Annotated in this window: 17 protein-coding genes and 1 riboswitch; of the genes, 10 read left to right on the forward strand and 7 right to left on the reverse strand. The window is 58.1% G+C overall.

Annotation, left to right across the window (positions count from 1 at the left end; all coding sequences use genetic code 11):
- Positions 1 to 163: 163 nt before the first annotated feature.
- A complete protein-coding gene (locus RBR41_RS08810) occupies positions 164 to 1,189 on the reverse strand; it encodes an aldo/keto reductase (protein WP_320352203.1) in 1,026 nt (341 codons plus the stop codon).
- 192 nt (positions 1,190 to 1,381) lie between these two features.
- Here RBR41_RS08810 and RBR41_RS08815 point away from each other — a divergent pair, with 192 nt between their 5' ends.
- The 9 genes from RBR41_RS08815 (at position 1,382) to grdA (ending at position 10,927) form a co-directional block, all read left to right on the forward strand.
- Positions 1,382 to 2,308: a LysR family transcriptional regulator gene (locus tag RBR41_RS08815; RefSeq protein WP_320352204.1), complete on the forward strand. Its 927-nt coding sequence runs from the start codon at positions 1,382 to 1,384 to the stop codon at positions 2,306 to 2,308.
- 537 nt (positions 2,309 to 2,845) lie between these two features.
- Positions 2,846 to 2,950, forward strand: a riboswitch (glycine riboswitch).
- A gap of 151 nt (positions 2,951 to 3,101) precedes the next feature.
- On the forward strand, positions 3,102 to 3,482 hold the full coding sequence (locus tag RBR41_RS08820; RefSeq protein ID WP_320352237.1) for a GrdX family protein: 381 nt from the start codon (positions 3,102 to 3,104) through the stop codon (positions 3,480 to 3,482).
- Position 3,483: 1 nt separating this feature from the next.
- Positions 3,484 to 4,770: a glycine/sarcosine/betaine reductase component B subunit gene (locus RBR41_RS08825; protein ID WP_320352205.1), complete on the forward strand. Its 1,287-nt coding sequence runs from the start codon at positions 3,484 to 3,486 to the stop codon at positions 4,768 to 4,770.
- A gap of 35 nt (positions 4,771 to 4,805) precedes the next feature.
- Positions 4,806 to 6,110 (forward strand): glycine reductase complex selenoprotein B, encoded by a 1,305-nt coding sequence (gene grdB / locus RBR41_RS08830; protein WP_320352206.1) that lies wholly within the window; start codon positions 4,806 to 4,808, stop codon positions 6,108 to 6,110.
- 148 nt (positions 6,111 to 6,258) lie between these two features.
- The gene (gene trxB, locus RBR41_RS08835) at positions 6,259 to 7,173 is read left to right on the forward strand and encodes a thioredoxin-disulfide reductase (protein WP_320352207.1); all 915 of its coding nucleotides are present in this window, start codon (positions 6,259 to 6,261) and stop codon (positions 7,171 to 7,173) included.
- Between the two features lie 20 nt (positions 7,174 to 7,193).
- Entirely contained in the window at positions 7,194 to 8,732 is a 1,539-nt protein-coding gene (gene grdC, locus RBR41_RS08840) for a glycine/sarcosine/betaine reductase complex component C subunit beta (protein WP_320352208.1), read from the forward strand.
- A gap of 11 nt (positions 8,733 to 8,743) precedes the next feature.
- On the forward strand, positions 8,744 to 9,913 hold the full coding sequence (gene grdD / locus RBR41_RS08845) for a glycine/sarcosine/betaine reductase complex component C subunit alpha (protein ID WP_320352209.1): 1,170 nt from the start codon (positions 8,744 to 8,746) through the stop codon (positions 9,911 to 9,913).
- A 100-nt stretch (positions 9,914 to 10,013) separates the two neighbouring features.
- Entirely contained in the window at positions 10,014 to 10,331 is a 318-nt protein-coding gene (locus tag RBR41_RS08850) for a thioredoxin family protein (RefSeq protein WP_320352210.1), read from the forward strand.
- A gap of 119 nt (positions 10,332 to 10,450) precedes the next feature.
- A complete protein-coding gene (gene grdA, locus RBR41_RS08855; protein ID WP_320352211.1) occupies positions 10,451 to 10,927 on the forward strand; it encodes a glycine/sarcosine/betaine reductase complex selenoprotein A in 477 nt (158 codons plus the stop codon).
- Between the two features lie 249 nt (positions 10,928 to 11,176).
- On the opposite strand, the gene RBR41_RS08860 is transcribed toward grdA, so the two are convergent.
- The 6 genes from RBR41_RS08860 to RBR41_RS08885 form a co-directional block, all read right to left on the reverse strand.
- Positions 11,177 to 12,280, reverse strand: coding sequence for a hypothetical protein (locus RBR41_RS08860; RefSeq protein WP_320352212.1), 1,104 nt, complete (start codon positions 12,278 to 12,280; stop codon positions 11,177 to 11,179).
- A gap of 384 nt (positions 12,281 to 12,664) precedes the next feature.
- Positions 12,665 to 13,045: a hypothetical protein gene (locus tag RBR41_RS08865; protein ID WP_320352213.1), complete on the reverse strand. Its 381-nt coding sequence runs from the start codon at positions 13,043 to 13,045 to the stop codon at positions 12,665 to 12,667.
- 174 nt (positions 13,046 to 13,219) lie between these two features.
- The gene (locus RBR41_RS08870; RefSeq protein ID WP_320352214.1) at positions 13,220 to 14,536 is read right to left on the reverse strand and encodes a glycine/betaine/sarcosine/D-proline family reductase selenoprotein B; all 1,317 of its coding nucleotides are present in this window, start codon (positions 14,534 to 14,536) and stop codon (positions 13,220 to 13,222) included.
- A 10-nt stretch (positions 14,537 to 14,546) separates the two neighbouring features.
- Complete coding sequence (locus RBR41_RS08875; protein WP_320352215.1) at positions 14,547 to 15,830, reverse strand: glycine/sarcosine/betaine reductase component B subunit; 1,284 nt, start codon at positions 15,828 to 15,830, stop codon at positions 14,547 to 14,549.
- Positions 15,831 to 16,092: 262 nt separating this feature from the next.
- Complete coding sequence (locus RBR41_RS08880; RefSeq protein WP_320352216.1) at positions 16,093 to 16,668, reverse strand: hypothetical protein; 576 nt, start codon at positions 16,666 to 16,668, stop codon at positions 16,093 to 16,095.
- Between the two features lie 282 nt (positions 16,669 to 16,950).
- On the reverse strand, positions 16,951 to 18,564 hold the full coding sequence (locus RBR41_RS08885) for a sigma-54 interaction domain-containing protein (RefSeq protein WP_320352217.1): 1,614 nt from the start codon (positions 18,562 to 18,564) through the stop codon (positions 16,951 to 16,953).
- A 380-nt stretch (positions 18,565 to 18,944) separates the two neighbouring features.
- Between RBR41_RS08885 and trxB (RBR41_RS08890) the strand changes: the two genes are divergently transcribed.
- Positions 18,945 to 19,859, forward strand: a complete 915-nt coding sequence (gene trxB / locus RBR41_RS08890; protein ID WP_320352218.1) for a thioredoxin-disulfide reductase — start codon at positions 18,945 to 18,947, stop codon at positions 19,857 to 19,859.
- Positions 19,860 to 19,871: the final 12 nt, after the last annotated feature.

The raw sequence follows: 19,871 nt of genomic DNA on the forward strand, positions 1-19,871 counted from the left end.
GTGGCCTGAGCGTTTCACCTTGAATATGCCGTAGCTGACTCCCTGCTCCCTGCCATTCATGGCAGTTGCCATACAAAACCGGGGCCTGCGTTTTTTGCGCAGGCCCCGGCCTTTATATCGAATACCGCAACTATGTTCTGGCGTGATCTTCGCCAGACAATGTTCAGGCATTGGCCCCCTTCATGCCTTCCTGCGGGTACCTCTGGCCATGCACCGCCTGCTCCGTAAACACGGCGTCCAGCTGCGCACTGTCTTCATGTGGCAGCGCAATATGCGCGGCACGGCAGTTTTCTTCCAGCCGGGCAACGCTGCGTGTGCCGGGAATGACCACAAGGTGCTGGTAACGGCCAAGAAGCCAGGCCAGCGCAATCTGTGCCGGTGTGCAGCCATGCCTTTCGGCCACGGCCTGCAGGGTGGGCAGCAGTTTCAGGTTGTGGCGGAGGTTGTCCGCCTGAAAGCGCGGATTGGAGCGCCGAAAATCTCCCGCCTCAAGGGCCTCCGGCGAAGAGTATTTTCCTGTCAGAAATCCCCGGCCCAGCGGGCTGTAGGCCACAAAACCAATGCCCAGCCTTTGGCATGCGGGAAGGACCTCATGCTCCATTTCGCGCGTCCACAAGGAATATTCGCTCTGCAGTGCCGCCACGGGATGCACGGCGTGCGCCCTGGCCAGGGTCGCCGCAGAAACCTCGCACAAGCCGATGTGCGCAATCTTGCCCTGCTGCTTCAAGTCAGCGAGCACGCCCATGGTATCTGCGATGTCAACATCGGTATTGACCCTGTGCGCGTAGTACAGGTCTATGCGCTCAACGCCAAGACGCTGCAGCGACGCTTCGCAGGCCTTGCGGATATAGTCCGGCGAGTTGTTGATGCTGCGCTTGTACGAATCGGCGGGATCACGGTCAATGCCGAACTTGGTGGCAATACGGATGCGTCCGCTGGCATGCTCCTGAGGGTGACGGGCGACAAATTTGGCCATGAGCCGCTCATTGTGCCCACGGCCGTACATGTCGGCAGTATCCAGCATGGTCACGCCCAGCTCCAGCGCGCGGTCAAGCACCGCCAGGCTGGCTTCGTCATCGGGCGTTTTTCCGTAAAATTCCGACATGCCCATGGCCCCAAAGGAAATGGCTGACGCCGAAAAACCGTCCCCAAGTTCGCGAATGGGCATTGCTGCGTAGTGTTGTGTCATGTGTTCTGCCTCCCTGGCAGTTGGTATTCTTTTGGATTGGGCACGGCGAGTACGGGTATGCACTCCTGCAAAGTGTGCTCTGCGCCCTTATAACCGCGCGCCCTTTTGAACAGATTGACCTGAAAACCGCCCCTGAAACATAGGCAGCCCTGAACGCTTTGCATCATACTTGTTTTGTGATACCTTTTAGGTATGACTAAGACCGTTTCAGAATCAACCCTCGACGCCATAGATGTACGGCATTTTTACTACTTCTCTGTGGTGGCGGAGGAGAACAGCCTGCGCCGCGCGGCGGAGAGGCTGTTCATGGCGCAACCGCCGTTGAGTCGGCAGATCAAGCAGTTGGAGGAACGGCTGGGCGTGACGCTTTTTGTCCGCCACAGCAAAGGGCTTACGCTGACAGACGAGGGCGCGCGCGTGCTGGCCATAGTCAGGCCGCTTTTGCAGATGAAGGACGCGATATACAGACGCCTGCGGGAGGACATCCACCCCCAGGAGCAGCGCCCGCGCATAGGCTTTACCACGGCCTTTGAACAGGGAGTCTTTGCTGGCCTGGAGCGGCGCTTGACGGAGTTCTTTGCTGGCGGGCTGCATATTCAGCGAGAAGCCTCCACAAGGCTCGCGCGCGACATGCGCAAAGGCAGGCTCGACGCCGCCTTTGTGGCCCTGCCGCTGGACGCGCCCGGCCTGCTGCTGCGGGAACTGCCGTACGCTGAACCCATGCTGGCCGCTTTGCCCACAACCTGGTTCGCGCCGGGGGATGCGGCGCCAGAGGCGGTGTCGCTGAAAAATTTCAGTCACAGGCCGCTCTTCTGGTTCAGGCGCGAGAGCAATCCGGGATTTTTCGATTACGCAAAAACCCGTTTTGCGCGCTTGGGCTTCACGCCGCAATATCTTGAGGAGCCGACGGAACACGACGTGCTGCTGGCCCGTATCGCCGCTGGCGAAGGCATGGGGCTTCTGCCAGCCTCCTTTGCTGCCATACGCAGGGACGGCGTCGCCTTTGCGCGGCTGGAAGACGGCCATGCCTTCCATCTGCGGCTTGGCCTTGTTGTGCCGCAGGACAAAGCACCGCTGGCCCAGACGCTGACGGCACTGTCGTCAGCCATGCCCTTGTAGGGCAGGCTGCGGCGTCTGGGACGGCCTTGGGACGGCCTTGGGACGACATTGGGGGCGCCAGCCCCCATGCGCCGAACACAAAACTCTGAGGCAGGCACAGGGCGTCAGTGCCCGGCGAAAGGTGTCATTCATCACACTGGGCGCGCGCTAAAATTTTGGTGTAGCAACAGACTGTTTTTGCAGGCTGTTTCGGCAGGCTGTACAACGTGGGGCGTATTAATATTGATAACAAATATTGACAAGGCTTTTTTACATACCTATATACTGGGCCTTCGTTGGCCCCTGATCGCGCCCTGAAGCGCTGTCAGGAGAAGCAGCCCGCCGGGATTGGCCCGTGCGGGCTTTACTTTGCGGTACGGCGGGCAAAATTATGGCCGCAGAAAAAAGCACAACAAAAATTCTGCTGCTAATGGAAATTTTTATTGTCTTATAAATAAATTGGTTAGCCAAACAATCGCAGCAGGCGGCGATTGTGAAAAATCATTTCTACTCCCATGAGCTTGACACTTTTTTCTCAATAGTACATTTTTGAATCGTGGTAAGTGAGCGAGAGAGTCTTCTGCACTGAATGCCAGAGCAGGGGCACCGAAGGGGCAAAGCCGCAAGGCTGAAACTCTCAGGTAAAAGAATCGCGCATCTTAGTGCTGCTGAATCCACTTGTGGAGACAGGGCGTGCCATTAAACCGCAGGTACGCTTATGCTTCACGTCCTTATTTCCAACAATCCCCGTTTTCAGGAGATGGCCCCCAAGGGACTGAGCGTCACGCTCATCACGGGCTGAGCCGCGTCTGTCATTCGCGCGGCGCGCGATCAGATCCACCAGGGTTGGCGTCTTGCCAATCATCCCTTGTACGGCAACTTTCTGCCCCGGCAGATGCCGTACCGTTCCTTGATCCTGTCATCTTGTGCCCTCCCATCTTCCGAAGCCCCCGCTCCGGTGGACATCACATCTCTTGAACTCATTGAGCAGGCTCAGGCCCGTTACGACGCCGCTGCCGCCCTTGCGCCCATACGCATGGACAGCAGCGCTTTACGGGACTGCGCCTTTGTGGACGTGGAGCTTCTGCGCGCAACTATTGAGAGCCTGGGCTGTAGCATCAAAAGCCTTTTGAACCTCAATGGAAGGCATCCGGCCCCCGCGCCGGGCGTGCTTTCACACCACAAGGAGATGTAACGTGAAGCTGGAACTGCACCGAATCACAATAAGCAAGCTGGTCTTTGGCGCGCACACAGGCGTCAGCGGCGGCGTGCTTACTGTCAACAAGGATGAACTGACTGCCCTGCTCATGCAGGACGAACGCCTCGGCGGAGTCGAGATCGACGCTGCCCATCCCGGCGAAAACACGCGCATCATGCCCGTGAAGGACGCCATTGAGCCCCGCTGCAAGCTGGAGGGGCCGGGCGAGGTCTTCCCCGGCTGGATAGGCGATGTGGAAAGCGCCGGTGAAGGCAAGACCCTGGTCCTGAGCGGCATGGCCGTGCTGACCACGGGGCGCGTGGTGGCCCCGCAGGAAGGCATTGTGGACATGACCGGCCCCGGCGCGGACTACACGCCGTTTTCAAAGACCTGCAACCTGACCATCTCGCTGTCACCCGTGGCCGAGATGGAACCGCACCAGTGCGAAGCGTGCTTCCGCCGTGCCGGACTGCGCGCCGCCCACTATCTTGCCGCCGCCTGCAAGGGCGCCACGGCCGACAAGGTGGAAACCTTTGATTTTCCCGCGTTCAGCGAGGCCATGCACGCCCACCCCGGCCTGCCCAAGGTGGCCTACATCTACATGCTGCAATCCCAGGGCCTGCTGCACGACACCTGGGTTTACGGCGTGGACGCCAAGCGCATCCTGCCCACCATGATCAGCCCCACGGAAATTATGGACGGCGCGATCATTTCCGGCAACTGCGTGTCCGCCTGCGACAAGAACAGCACCTACGTCCACCTGAACAACCCCGTGATCAGAAGCCTTTATGCGCATCACGGCAAGGAACTCAACTTCGTGGGCGTCATTATCACCAATGAAAACGTCACCCTGGCGGACAAGAAGCGCAGCTCTTCCTACGCGGTCAAGCTGGCCCGCATGCTCGGCGTCGACGCCGTTGTCATCAGCGAGGAAGGCTTCGGCAACCCGGACGCCGACCTCATCATGAACTGCCGCAAGTCCGAGCAGGCTGGCATCAGAACCGTGCTCATCACGGACGAGTTTGCCGGGCGCGACGGCTCAAGCCAGTCCCTGGCCGACTCGTGCCCCGAGGGCGACGCCTGCGTCACCGCCGGCAACGCCAACGAGCTTATCGTGCTGCCGCCCATGACCAAGGTTATCGGCGACCTGGCTCCTGCTGAAACCATTGCTGGCGGCTTCTTCGGCTCTGTGCGCGAAGACGGCAGCCTTGAAGTGGAATTGCAGGCCATCCTTGGCGCGACAAACGAACTGGGCTTCAACCGCATCGGCGGCCGCACCCTGTAAGGGGGCGCAGCCGGCTCAAGGAGCAGGAGATTATCATGGCGTACAAGCTAATACACTATATCAATCAGTTTTTTGCCGGTATCGGCGGTGAAGAAAAGGCCGACATAACCCCCGAAGTGCGCGAAGGCATCGTGGGCCCCGGCGCGGCCTTCAAGGCTGCCCTTGGCAACCAGGCCGAAATAGTCGCCACGTTCATCTGCGGCGACAACTACTGCGCCAACCACCTGGACGAGGTGGCCGCCCAGATGGTGGAAGCCGTGAAGCGCTTTGGCGCGGACGGCGTCATCGCCGGGCCTGCCTTTAATGCCGGGCGTTACGGCACGGCCTGCGGCGTTGTCTGCGCGGCTGTCAACAAGCAGCTGGGGCTGCCTGTGGTCAGCGGCATGTACCGTGAAAGCCCTGGCGTTGATCTGTACCGCAAGGAAGTGACCATCATTGAAACTTCCGACAGCGCCCGAGGCATGGCCAAGGCCGTGCCAGCCATGGCTGCGGCCATGCTCAAGCTTTTGCGCGGCGAAGAAATAGCCGATCCCGAGGCCGAGGGCATCTTCCCCAAGGGCATCCGCAAGAACATGTTCTACGAAGAACCCGGCGCGGAACGCGCTGTGCGCATGCTGATCAAGAAGATCAAGGGCGAACCGTTCAAGACGGAATACGCCATGCCCATCTTTGACCGTGTGGAGCCCCGCCCGGCCATCGCCGACCTCAGCAAGGCCACCATCGCCCTGGTCACCTCTGGCGGCATTGTGCCCGAAGGCAACCCCGACCACATCGCCGCCTCCTCGGCGCAGAACTACGGCGCGTACAGCATTGAAGGCGTCAATGATCTTGAGAAGGGCAAGTACCTGACCGCCCACGGCGGCTACGACCAGACCTATGCCAACCAGGACCCCGACCGCGTGCTGCCCATTGACGTGCTGCGCGATCTGGAAAAGGAAGGCAAGATCGGCAAGCTCTACAACGTGTTCTACACCACGGTGGGCAACGGCACCTCCGTGGCCAACTCCCGCAAGTTCGGCACCGAAATAGGCTCACAACTCAAGGCCGCACATGTGGATGGTGTAATCCTCACCTCCACGTGAGGCACGTGCACGCGTTGCGGCGCAACGCTCGCCAAGGCCATTGAAGAGGCCGCTGATGTGCCCGTGGTCCACATGTGCACCATTGTTCCCATTTCCCTGAGCATCGGGGCCAACCGCATCGTGCCCACGGTCTCCATACCCTACCCCCTGGGCAACCCTGAACTGTCCCCTGCTGAAGAAAAGCACCTTCGCCGCGAACTGGTGCTCAAGGCCTTCAAGGCGCTGACCACCAAGGTGGACGGACAGACAGTATTTTAACCCCCCCCCGGTAACGCTCCGGCGGGCCGTGGACTTACCCCCCCCCACACGGTCTGCCGGAGCGGAAAACGGATAAAAACGCAGCAGCTTTTGCCGGGTGGCGCACTACACGCCTCAGCCGCAGGCGGCCCACCCACAAGGAGTTTTTATGGAAAAGCGTGAACTGGTCATCATCGGCGCAGGCCCGGCGGGTCTTTCCGCCGCCATCTACGGCAAGCGCGCCGGTCTTGACACTCTTGTGCTGGAAAAAGGCCGCCCCGGCGGGCAGATACTGACCACCAGCAGGGTGGAAAACTACCCCGGCATCATCGACGGCACGGGTACGGGTCTGGCCGACGCCTTTCGCGCCCATGCGGAATTTTTCAAGGCCGAGTTCCGTTCGGCTTCGGTGCAGAAGCTCGAAGTGCGCGGCGACCAGAAGATCATAACTCTCAAGGACGGCAGCGAAATCGCCGCCGGGGCCGTCATCGTGGCCACCGGGGCCTATTTTCGCAAGCAGGGCTGCCCCGGCGAAAAGAAATATACGGGCATGGGCGTTTCCTACTGCGCCGTGTGCGACGCCGCCTTTTTTGAAGACCTTGAAGTGGCCGTCATTGGCGGCGGCAACACCGCCGTTGAAGAAGCCTGCTACCTCACGGGCTTTGCCTCCAAGGTCTACATTGTGCACCGCCGCGACGAGTTCCGGGCCGACAAGCTGGTGGTGGAACACGCCATGGCCAACCCCAAGATCGTACCCGTCATGGACAGCGTGCTGGAATCCATCGAAGGCAGCGACATGGTGGAAAAAATCGTGGTGCGCAATGTGAAAACCGAAGAAAAACGCGAAATTCCGCTGAGCGGCGTGTTCATCTTCATCGGCACCCTGCCCAATGCCGAATACCTGCACGGCCTGCTGCAAACCGACCCCGCTGGCTGGATCATTACCGACAGCAAGCTGCAGACCTCGGTACCCGGCATCTTTGCCGCTGGCGACGTGCGCGACACCTCGCTGCGGCAGGTGGTGACGGCGGCGGGCGACGGGGCGCGGGCCGCCATGGCGGCGTACGCGTATCTACAACACTAAGGGCGCAGGAGGATAGCGACATGACAACTGTTGGCATCAAGGCAGCCGCATACTGCCTGAACTTCGCGCCGGAACTGGCCCTGCACTATGGCGGCACTCCCGCTCAGGAACGCCGTTCCAAGCCCGATTCGGAATTTCTGCGCGAACTGCCCAAGCACGCGCAGACCTGGGAACAGGCCGCTGCCTACGCCCCCAACAAGACCTATGTGGGCGGCATGAGCCTCGACGAACTGGAACAGGCCCCAACCCCCTGGATCGACAATCTGGGCGATCCGCAACGCTATGGAAAATTTGGCGAAATCATGCCCGAAGACGAGTTCATCGGGCTTATGGATATTTGCGACGTTTTTGACCTTATCTGGCTGGAGCAGGGCTTTGCCGCGGCAGTAGCCGAAAAGCTGGCTCGCAACCCAGTCATGGGCGAAAAGCAGCTGGCCCGTCTGGAAAAAGGCAGGCCCGCAGCCGAACTGCTGGAAGTCATTGAAAAGCAGCACGCCCTGCCGCTCTACTTTGAAAACGCCCTGGTGGCCTGCTGCCGCCGGGCCCACGATACGGATGAAAACCTGGAAGCCGGGGTCATGCTGGAAAATCTGGCCAGCAAGGCCAGCGGCGTGCTGGCCCTGCTGCACCTCATCAAGAATGCGGGCATGGCTCCTGCCGACGTGGATTTTGTGGTGGAATGCTCCGAAGAAGCCGTGGGCGACTCCATGCAGCGCGGCGGCGGCAACATGGCCAAGGCCCTGGCCGAAATAGCCGAGTGCGTCAATGCCAGCGGCTTTGACGTGCGCGGCTTCTGCGCCGGGCCCGTGACCGCCCTCATCACTTCGGCAGGCATGGTGGCCAGCGGCGTGCGGCCCAATGTGGTCGTGGTCAGCGGCGGCTCTGTGCCCAAGCTCTACATGAACGCCCGCGACCATATCAAGAAGGGCTTTGTTCCGCTTGAAAACTGCATCGGCAGCTTCGCCCTGCTGCTGACCCCCGACGACGGCCAGACCCCGGTCATGCGGCTGGAAGGCATCGGCAAGCATTCGGTGGGCGCGGGGGCTTCGCCCCAGGCCATCACCTCGGCCCTGACCTTTGAGCCCCTGTCCCGCGTGGGCCTGAAACTCACGGATGTGGACAAGTACGCCCCTGAACTGCACAACGCCGAAGTCACCCTGCCCGCAGGCGCGGGCAACGTGCCCGAGGCCAACTACAAGATGATCGCGGCCCTCGCGGTCATGAAGGGGCAGATAGATCGGGCCGACATCCCCAAGTTTGTGGCGGAACACGGCATGCCCGGCTTTGCCCCCATCCAGGGGCACATCCCCTCCGGCGTACCCTATGTGGGCCACGCCATTGAAGATATCAAACAAGGCCGCATCAAGCGCGCCATGATCATAGGCAAGGGTAGCCTGTTCCTGGGCCGCCTGACCAACCTGGCCGACGGCGCTTCCTTTATTATGGAAGCCCCCGGCACGAGCGCGGCACAGGCGCAGAACGTCAGCCAGCAGGATGTGACCGAACTGCTGCTGACAGCCCTGAGCGACGTGGCGGCCAACCTGCAAAAGGGTCAGTAGGAGGCAGGCGTATGGCTAGTCAAAACGACAGGCGGGCCATCCTCGGCAAGGCCCTTGAGGATCTGGTCACGCGGGCGCGCAGTGGACGCGCGCCGTGCCGCATCGGCCTCATGGCCGCTGGCGGCGAGCATTCGGATACGGAATTCCTCTCGGCGGCGGCTGTGGCCATGAAGGAGGACGCCGCACTGACCGTGGTCGGCGTGGGGCCACGGCCTGCGGGACTCGTGCCTGCGGGCATGGACTGGATCGAAACCGGCTGCGAAGGCAATGAACTGGCTGCGGGGATGGAAAAAGCCCTGGAAGACGGCCATATCCAGGGCGCGGTGGCCCTGCACTATCCCTTCCCCCTGGGCGTGACCACGGTGGGCCGCGTTCTGACTCCTGCTTTCGGCAAGGCCATGTTTGTGGCCTGCACCACGGGCATGAGCGCGGCCCAGAGGCAGCAGGCACTCTTGCGCAACGCCGTGCTGGGCATGGCTGTGGCCAGGGCCATGGGTCTTACGTCCCCCGCTGTGGGCGTGCTCAATGTGGACGCGGCCCCGCAGGTGCTGCGGGCGCTGAACCGCATGGCGGAACGCGGCTACGACCTGCGCCTGGGACAGAGCGTCCGTGGCGACGGCGGTTCGCTGCTGCGGGGCAACGACCTTCTGGCTGGCGCTGTGGACGTGTGCGTCACGGACACGCTCACGGGCAATATACTCATGAAGCTCTTCAGCGCCTTTACCTCCGGCGGAGCCTACGAAACCACGGGCTGGGGCTACGGCCCCTCTGTGGGCGAAGGCTGGAACCGGGTGGTGAGCATCGTTTCCCGCGCTTCGGGCGCTCCGGTCATGGCCAATGCTCTGGCCTATACGGCCGCTGCCGTGCGCGGCAACCTGCCCGACGTGGTGGCCGAAGAACTGCGCCGGGCCAGGGCCGCCGGGCTGGACGATGAACTGGCCGCCTTTGAAAAGGCTGCAGGGGTGGCCTCGGCCGAAACCGTGCAGGCCCCGCCCGCCGAACCCACGGATGAAGAGATCCACGGCATTGACGTGCTGGACCTTGAGCAGGCGGTACACTGCCTGTGGAAGGAAAACATCTACGCCGAGGCGGCCATGGGCTGCACCGGACCTGTGGTCAAGCTGGCTGTGACCCATCTTGAGAAGGCCCGTGAAATCCTGAAAGCCGCCGGATACATATAATCCTCCGACAGGCGGGCCGCCTGTGCCAAAGCGTCCGGCACAGCCCCCGGCCCGCCTTTATCGGTACATTGTAATCGTACGCAAGCAAGCGAGGTAGGAAATGATTATTGTTGATAAAGAAAATTTTGAGGCCGAAGTACAGCAAAGCGCCATGCCCTGCGTGGTTGACCTCTGGGGCCCGCAGTGCGGCCCCTGCCTGGCCCTGATGCCCGAAGTGGAAAAGCTGGCCGCCGCATATGACGGCAAGGTGAAATTCTGCAAGCTCAACGTGGCGGAAAACCGCCGCCTGGTCATCAGCCTGCGCGTCATGGCCGTGCCCACCATCCTGTTCTACAAGGGCGGGGAATGCGTGTCGCGCGTGTCCGGCGACGCTGTTTCCATTGAGGCCATCAAGGCCGAGACGGAAAAATTGCTGTAGGCACTTGTCAGCTTTCGCGCTGGTTCCGTCACGGGCAGGGCCGCGCGAGAATAACGTGGACAACGGGCCGCCGCATTGGCCCGTTCGACAAAAAGCCCATAATCACAAGGAGTAAAGCAATGGCTAAGCTCGAAGGCAAGAAGCTTCTGCTGCTTGGCGAAAGGGACGGTGTACCCGGCCCCGCCATGGCGGACGTCTTCGCCGATTCGGGAGCGGAGATCCTGTTCTCCGCCACCGAATGCTTCGTTTGAACGGCCGCAGGAGCCATGGATCTGGAAAATCAGCAGCGCGTCAAGGACGCGGCTGAGAAGTTTGGTGGTGAGAACGTCGTGGTTGTTCTCGGCTCTTCCGACCCTGAAGGGGCGGAAATCTATGCCGAAACAGTCACCCTGGGCGACCCCACCTACGCCGGATCCCTGGCTGGAGTCCCGTTGGGACTCTGCGTATATCATGTGCTTGAGCCGGAAATGAAGGCCGCTGCCGATCCCGCCAAGTGGGAAGAGCAGATCAGCATGATGGAAATGGTACTGAATGTGGACGCGCTGGTGGCCGCAGTGAGCAAGATGCGCGCGGAAAACAGCAAATATAGCCTATAATTGAGCCCGCCTCCCCCCCACCCACAGGGCAAGAGTCCCGCGCGCGTTGAAAAGACGCGCGCGGGACTCCATCATTACGGGCATACCCTGCATGGGCATACCCTGCCCGGCACAGCCTCTTGAGCGGGCAAAGGTATCATCTCTGCAGCGACCCGGAGCCTGGCGTTCAGCTCAGGGAACAGTTGGTATGAGAGCCGTATTGGCCCATATCCCCCCGGCATGGCTGGCGGCCGTTTGCGGGCTCGACTTTTATTGTGTGTTATACTGGGAGCTCCTCACCTTCATCTTTATCATGACAAGCCTGACAATCATGATAATCATAAACGCCGACCCCAGATAGCCATTCAGCACGTAGATGTAGTTTATCAGTATGTTATAAGGCGTGAACATGGCGATAAGGAGCCCGGCTGCGGCCAGACCGATTGTGACAAGCTTGAACTTTACCGTGCCCTCTACGCAAAATCTGGATGAAGCAGTCCACAGAAGTGGGCAAGCAGTGGAATAGATCGCCAGAAAAGTGATCATGCTGTAAAAATATGAGAGCGGCATCCATATCTGCTTGGCCAGAAAAAGGTTGGGAATCTGCAAACTATAAACACTGTCAATGTTCGCGGTCAGGGCGAACCCGATAACCAGGCACATGGATACAAGAATAATGGCGGCGAATACGCTGCCTCGTTGCAAGGTCATGTAGTCTACTTTTGTGCTCAACGTCGCAACGTAGCTCGCCAGCCATAATATGCAGAACCCGCCATATGAAATGCCAGAAAAGAGCCAGGTGTCAGCGGCTTTCAGCAGGGGCAGCTCGCTGGAGCTGATTCTGCTGAGGTTTTGCGGCAGGGATTCAATATGGCATATAAGCGATACAAGGCACACCGTCGAAACCATAACGACTTTTAAAACCCCAATGCGGGCCACAATGTTCACTATCGAATTCAACCCGATCGCTACGGTTCCTCCAGCGCATACCATAATAATAGTACCGCCAAAAATGATCGGAAGACCAAACTGTTCATTCAACGTAGAACTGCCGCCACCGACCATAACAATATACGACATGTAGCAAAACAAAACCGTAAACCAGTCAAATATCTTCCCAATAACTGGCCCACAGTAGAAGGCAAATACCTCGCTTCCTTTTTTGAAGTTACCGTGAAATCCAGCATATGCAAACCCGTAGTTTGCAATAATGATGATCAGCGCTGACACTCCAGCAACCAAAAACGCGTACAGGCCATATGGAGTAAAATACTGCAAAACTTCTTGCCCTGTTGATATTCCTGATCCAACAAGCAGGCCAATTATTGCGCCTGTCAACAGCAACGTTTGCTTTATACCAGTACGCTTATCCATTGTTTTTCCTTTTGTGGATTAATATTTTGCTTCTTATGTGGACAATTCTCCAATGTGGAAAAGACATGTTCAGGCTCATATTGGGTGATGAAGGCAACAGTCCGTAAAAATCCTCAACAGCCGCCCCATGCGCGGGTGAAAGCCACAATGGCCCGCCATGTTCGAAGTGGCCTCCGTGATCACTCGCGGATATCCCGCGAGAGACGCGGGAATTTTACCAGGGGCAGCAGAAAAAACGGCCGCGCTTCCAGAGCGTTTTTGCATTGAGAATACCCATTCTCAATGCTTCCAAGACGCCCGCAGCCGCCAGAGCAATTTCAAGCGGCAGCCGTTAGGCGACAAAGAAGCCTTACGGCTGGCGACAGCATCGCTAGTGAAATTGCTCTAGCCGCGTTCACTATCCAGTTCCGCCAACTGTCTGATGGCGCGATCCAGGCGGCTTTTATCAATGAATTCAATGTGCTGCCTGGTATTTTCATTGTCGATGACACCAAGCACTGTTGTTCTCTCCCGCGCTTTTTCCACGGCTATGAGACCATGTGAATCATATTTGCGTTTTGTCTTACGCAAAATGACGCTTCTAATTGGAGAACGAATAAGAGGAACATTGGGCGGAAGGGGGACGGATATGATTTCATGCCCGTTTTGCAAATGATCGCACAGGGCCTGATATATGGCCGTCAGACCTCCTGAGACGCGAACAATATCAAACCCGGGCAATTCACTGCCAATACTGCTGTTATTGGTAAGTATCACGTATTCCATATAGCCTCCCTACAGGCTCGCCCGGCATTTCACTCCCGGCAAAGCACCGCTTTTTCAATCCGCCATGGGCCTGTTTCCGGATATCGCCGTTTTTTTCTGACTGAGAGCCTTCCGCGACGTTTTCTGTGAAAACAGCGGCGGCGGCCCAAGGGGCCGCCGCCAGGTCAACACATACTATTCAAAGATGGTCTGCTCTTGGATTTCGGTCTGCATGGCGTCAAGCGCCTTCAATAACAGGTTGCGTCGCAGCGTATGATCAATTTCCGGCCCTTTGCGGGGGTCCCCCACGGGGTGAGGAATGGCCACGCCCGGCACGACTCTGTTGGTGCCCACAGTGAGCATGATGGGGACAATTGTCGCTATCTGCACCACAGGAATATTCGCCACACGTTCTATTTCACGCGTCATCGATGCACCGCATCGAGTGCACGTTCCTCACGTAGATGTGAGGATGGCCGCATCCACCTCCGCATTGCGCAGAATCTCGCCGATTTCCTGGCCGAACTTTTCAGCGTTGTTCACGCTGGTGCCCGTACCTGTGGTGGTATAGAAAAAATCGTGCAGCTTCTTGAACGCGCCTTCTTTTTCCAATTTGCGCAGTTCATCCACAGGCACGATGCAGTCCGGGTCTATGGCGGCCATGGCCCTGTCATATCCGCCATGGATGGATTCATAATTTTCCGGCGTGAGATCATTGATGCCAGCAATACTGTATGAGCCGAAACTGTCGGCGGACGACACGCGGATATGATCCGGATTGCCTACGGGCACCACGCCGCCGGAACTGATGATGGCGATGGTTGCGTTCTTTATGTCCCTGACAGGCAGTGCAGGCGGAATTTTCTTGAATACCGGCATTTCGTATTCGGTATGAAACTCCTCGCCTCTCAAACGGGCCAGCATCATATCGACAGCTCTGGCCGCGCCTGTCTTTTCCTTGAAAAAGCACTTGCGGATGCCCCGGGAGAAGTAGCCCTCTTCACGAGCCGGCCCCATGGGAATTTTTTTCACCAGCTTAAGGCCGAGTTCGGTCATGGCCGCAAGGTCTTTTCTCATGGAGCGGGCGCTTTCTGAACTGGGCACGACATAGCAACCCTTGCCGTAAAGCTCCAACCCGGGATTTTCCTTGAACATGCTCGTAACCGTGGGAATGCCTAATTTTTCTCCGGCTGCTGAAGCGATGTCGCCGCAGGCCACACCGTACCTGCCTGCGTTAAACGCAGGGCCGGCAATGAGCAGATCGGGCTTGAACGCTTCAATCAACGCAAGGCAGGTCGCGCGCGCTTCTTCAATATTTTCACCGTAGTATGAGTCACCGCAAATCACTGTGCCGACGATTTCGCCCTCGCCTCCGGCCTCCTTGAGCAAGCGGGTAATTTCAGATCCCGGGCCCACGGGGCTGGGGACGGACTCAGGCTTGTGGTCTGCCTTGTCTTCGCCACCCTTGCCCGCGTAAAACTGATTTATGTAATGCACTATTCTGTATTGCATCGTATCCTCCCTATATCCACTCGCAACTGTTGCGGCTGAATCCGATTTCGCAAGTGGAGGCAATGATGGCCTGCAGCTCGATGTACATAGAGCCGTCCGGGCGCAGGCTCTCAGCGGCGCCGCCGGAAAGATTGGCTATGGCCCGGGCGTCGCCGATAACTTTCTGCATGCTGGGCACTTCAAGCATTTCATTGACGTTGCCGGTCGATACAAAGGACACAAGTTCGGGGGTGGCGTCCGCAGTGCTCTGACTCTTGCCGTCGATGCCGGCGGCCTCGTCGGAAATGACAATGGCCACGATGCCCGCATCTTCATGCAGCTTGGCATTAAGGCAAAAATCCGTGTCAGGGTTGCCGTAGCCCTCTTCGGTGATGATCACCGCGTTAGCGCCGAGTTCCTTGGACAGGGTCAGGTTCATCATTGCCGCGCGCTGCTTACCCGCAAGAATGGTGCTTTCAACGGCAGGCACCATGCCAAGGAAGTTGATTTCCTTGCCGTGCCGCGCATACAGCTCGGTGACTACCGGGTTGTGAACATGATGATAGGTGGTATTTTTGTCGCACGCGGACACGCAGTTGCCGGACACCACGGCACCGTCCAGGACTTCGTTGGGATGCAGCAGGGTCGGCAGGGAGGGGCGCAAATCCGAGGCATACACGTACGTGTCATGAAGCAGGCCTTGCGTGATGGACATGCATATATACAGGACCTTGGGCAAGTCGGGATATTTGGCGCTCTCTTCAACCACAGAGTGCTTTTCATACACTTCTATGGAGTCAGCCTTTGTGCCCAGGCACTCCTTGGCCAGGTATACGCTGAGCCGCAGCCCGGTTTTACGAAGGGCCTCTTCATATTCGTGCGGGTCAATGCCTTCCACGGGTTCAACATTCATGACAATGTTGATGGTTTTCGAAAACGGCGTGTACTCCGCCACAGGGCCGGACATATCAATCATACCTTCCTGAAAGGCCACGATAGGACCGCAAGTCACTACCGCTGCGCCGTCAAGCACCAGGGTAGCGCCTTCTCCCGCTCTGGACATGGGTGCGCAATAGCCCGGAAAATACCCGTTGCCGTCCATCTTCACGCGCGGCTCGATCACGTCCTTCACAGGGATGATGCGCACGCTTTCTCCCGGCCGGGCGATGTCCAGCTCGGCCGTGACGAACTGACTCTCCTGCAGCACAACAGCAAGGGCCTCTTCCTTATTTACATAGAGCACCCCACCGTCCGCATGGGTCTTGTCGCCCCATTGCGCGTCTTTGACGGCGATCTTGTGCAGTTCCAGTTTCATCTGGTTCCTCCATTTGCGGTTACAGAACACGACATACGATCACGATCTCAGCGTTCTCTCGCCCTCCTTATCCGCCGGTGAACGGTGAGCGTGAAAAAGGCGCGAGGCAAAGCCCCGGCATCAGTCACGCGACTAGACCCCAAAAAACGGCATGACCGTGTGGCGCACCACGCGGTCATGCCGTTTTTTGGGGTAGCTGCTGAACATATGTTCTGCCCGAAAAGACAACGGGCATTCGTACTATTTCCGCCCCAGGGCGTTCTCAAAAAGAGGGAGAGGGTAAGGTTTTGACGGAGTGCGTCCCCCGGACGCGCACGCTCTGTGACTCAGGAATGCGAGGATGGCTCTGTGCTGCTCCAGAGATGGACAAGAGGGGCGAAAAGCCGCGTACGCACATGGCATGTGTTGCTGGAAAGCGCCCGGTAGCCGGGTATATAAAGTGCTGGCTTACGCATGGGATTTTCCTGGTAGCTGCAAGTGTATCTGTGCCTGTGAAAAGAAGAGCAAACAGCATGCCAGAAAAAATCCCCCCGCTGAAAAAAAATAGAGACTGTTTTTCCAGAGCAATTTCACTTTGAAATTGCTCTGGCGGCTGCGTGAACAGATGCCCGCTGTGGCGGCACAAGCGCAATGTATTTGCGCTGTTACGCGCCGAAGCGGGCGTCTTGGAAACATTGAGAATGGATATTCTCAATGCGAAAATGTTATAGTGTGTTAACCAGGTGAAGATACCATACGGGCCTACGCATTTTTCAATCACACAATATTTTTTCTGTTTACAAAAAATACTGTGTGCTTGAAAAAATTTGTGAACATCGGCTGTGGCGCTTGCCGTCATTGCAGCACATGACTGAAGCGCGGCAGGGGGCAGGGGGAAGAGGGGGGACGAAAAAGCGGGAACGCGGGAAGGTGGGAAGAGCACTGCTCGATAGGGCGCCTTTCCTGGGCAACTTTCGGCCTGACAGTTTCGCGCTCACGGGGAAGGCCCGACGGGCCGACAGACGCCGCGCCGCAAGATGGTGGCTGCGACATCGCCGCTAATACCCCGTCATTATTGCGCTGTTCACATGTGCGTGGCGTTTTGCCCTTTTGCGAACATATACGTAAAAATCAACCTGAATTAATACTGTTTTGGCAGAAAGGCCTGCCTGCTGATTGCGTATTTCTTGATTTTATAATGCAAAAGCTGCGGAGATATTCCCAAAAGTCGAGCGGCCATGGCAACATTGCCCGCCGAGGTTGCAAGGGCTTTCTTGATGGCGGTCTCTTCAATGTCCATGGTTTGTCGCGGCAGGCTTGAACCGGCTTCACGCGCCGTATCGGTCGTCACGGTTGCGGTCATCTGAGGACGTGTTGTGGAAGGAGCGGAGGCGCAAGGTTCCGCGAACGAGGGCGGCCGTTCTAAAGGCGCGGCGCGACCGGAACCGGGCGCCGTTTCACGGGCAGCGCCCTGGACTGCCAGCCATGGCGTTGTGGCTGACAGTGGCGGCGATGAAGAGGCGAACTCCGGCACAGCATTATAAAGGTGCCATGATTCAAGATTATCACCAGGGTCAACCAGAACCAGGCTGGCCTCTATGACATGCTCCAGTTCGCGTACATTTCCGGGCCAATTGTGGGCGTAGAGTACGGACATGGCCTCTGGAGTGACCAGGGGTTGGGGCACCCCCAGCCTGCCGCTGTGAAACCGCATAAAATGCTGCACCAAAGGGTGAATATCTTCCATCCGGAAGCGAAGAGGAGGAATCATGATTTTGACCACGCCAAGCCGATAATAAAAATCCTGGCGCAAGTGGCCATCTTCAATAAGAGCCGTGGGATTTTTACAGACGGAACTGATGATGCGCACGTCTATGGGGCGCTCATGCTCTTCACCTACCCGGCGTACCATGCGCTCCTGGAGAACCCGGAGCAGTTTGTTCTGTAAGGACACAGGCATTGAATCGACTTCATCAAGATACAGGGTGCCTCCATTCGTGGCTTCAAACAGGCCAACCCGGTTCACGGCGCCGGTAAACGCGCCCTTGACGGTGCCAAAAAGGATGCCCTCAAGCAGCGTTTCCGGCACGGCTGAACAGTTTATGGCCGTGTAGGGCTTTGCCTGGCGTGGGCTTGCGTAATGTATGGCTTGGGCGAATATCTCCTTGCCCACGCCGGTTTCGCCTATCAGCATGACAGAAGAAGACTTGGTGGAAACCTTCTTTGCCAGCGAAGCGACCTCCAGCAGCGCGTGGCTTTCGCCGATCAGGGATTCAAATGTATAATGCCTTTTTTCTTGTTCCTTCCTGCAATCAGGGGCATTCCCCATCCCATCCGTTGCCTCGGGGGCCCATCCTTCTGACTGCAGGCCGATACAGGGGTACCTCTGGATAAAGCAGATCGCCCCCAGAAGGACGCCGTTGTTCCACAGCGGATAAATACTGTTGGAAGAATTAACCAGTTTGCCGCGTCGGGTACGATACAAATGCACACTGTCGAAAATCGGAGAGCCGGTGTGAAGCGCCCGCATGGTAGGACTGTCCTCGGGCGTGAAGCGATAAACGTCGCATATCTGCTTACCGAGCGCGTCCTGCGGCGAAAGTCCGTCAATTCGTGCCTGGGCATCATTATAGTAAATGATAACACCATCTTCCCGAACAATGGTAACCCCAATCAAATTGACGTCAAAAATCAGGCGAAAAAAGTCCAAAAGCTGTGAAAGATCGGTGCACCCCTTCAAAATGGTATCCAGCATGGCCGCCTCGTGGGATGTTTCGGACGAAGTTGCACAGGAAGCACATTGGCATTTTTTGTTTATATAAAAATTTTTGTGTGTTTAGTCAAAAAACTGTGTTGTCAAAAAATATTCATAAGAATTTTGCCGACTGCAATTGCGCCTGACGCGCTGCTTTTTCATTTTTCCATCCCTGCATGCGTACAGGCACACATTTTGCTCTCATCAACATACGACACGATCATATACTCCTCAGCATGCGCACCCCGCCTATCTGGCGGTGGCCTGTACGCCATTGCGCACTCTCCCACCCTTTTGCCGTCCGTGTGCGGTGGTAAAGCGTGTGTTGCGGTCATCGCCGCACACGCCCTCACCATGTTACCGAACACGAGGATCTTTTCATGGAAAAACGTGAACTGGTCATCATCGGCGCAGGCCCGGCGGGGCTTTCCGCCGCCATCTACGGCAAGCGCGCCGGTCTTGACACTCTTGTGCTGGAAAAAGGCCGCCCCGGCGGGCAGATACTGACCACCAGCAGGGTGGAAAACTATCCCGGCATCATCGACGGCACGGGTACGGGTCTGGCCGACGCCTTTCGCGCCCATGCGGAATTTTTCAAGGCCGAGTTCCGTTCGGCTTCGGTGCAGAAGCTCGAAGTGCGCGGCGACCAGAAGATCATAACTCTCAAGGACGGCAGCGAAATCGCCGCCGGGGCCGTCATCGTGGCCACCGGGGCCTATTTTCGCAAGCAGGGCTGCCCCGGCGAAAAGAAATATACGGGCATGGGCGTTTCCTACTGCGCCGTGTGCGACGCCGCCTTTTTTGAAGACCTTGAAGTAGCCGTCATTGGCGGGGGCAACACCGCCGTTGAAGAAGCCTGCTACCTCACGGGCTTTGCCTCCAAGGTCTACATTGTCCACCGCCGCGACGAGTTCCGGGCCGACAGGCTGGTGGTGGAACACGCCATGGCCAACCCCAAGATCGTGCCCGTCATGGACAGCGTGCTGGAATCCATTGAAGGCAGCGACATGGTGGAAAAAATCGTGGTGCGCAATGTGAAAACCGAAGAAAAACGCGAAATTCCGCTGAGCGGCGTGTTCATCTTCATTGGCACCCTGCCCAATGCCGAATACCTGCACGGCCTGCTGCAAACCGACCCCGCTGGCTGGATCATTACCGACAGCAAGTTGCAGACCTCGGTACCCGGCATCTTTGCCACTGGCGACGTGCGCGACACCTCGCTGCGGCAGGTGGTGACGGCGGCGGGCGACGGGGCGCGGGCCGCCATGGCGGCATACGCGTATCTACAACACTAAGGGCGCAGGAGG

The sequence above is a fragment of the Desulfovibrio sp. genome (assembly GCF_034006445.1).
Taxonomy (GTDB): domain Bacteria; phylum Desulfobacterota; class Desulfovibrionia; order Desulfovibrionales; family Desulfovibrionaceae; genus Desulfovibrio.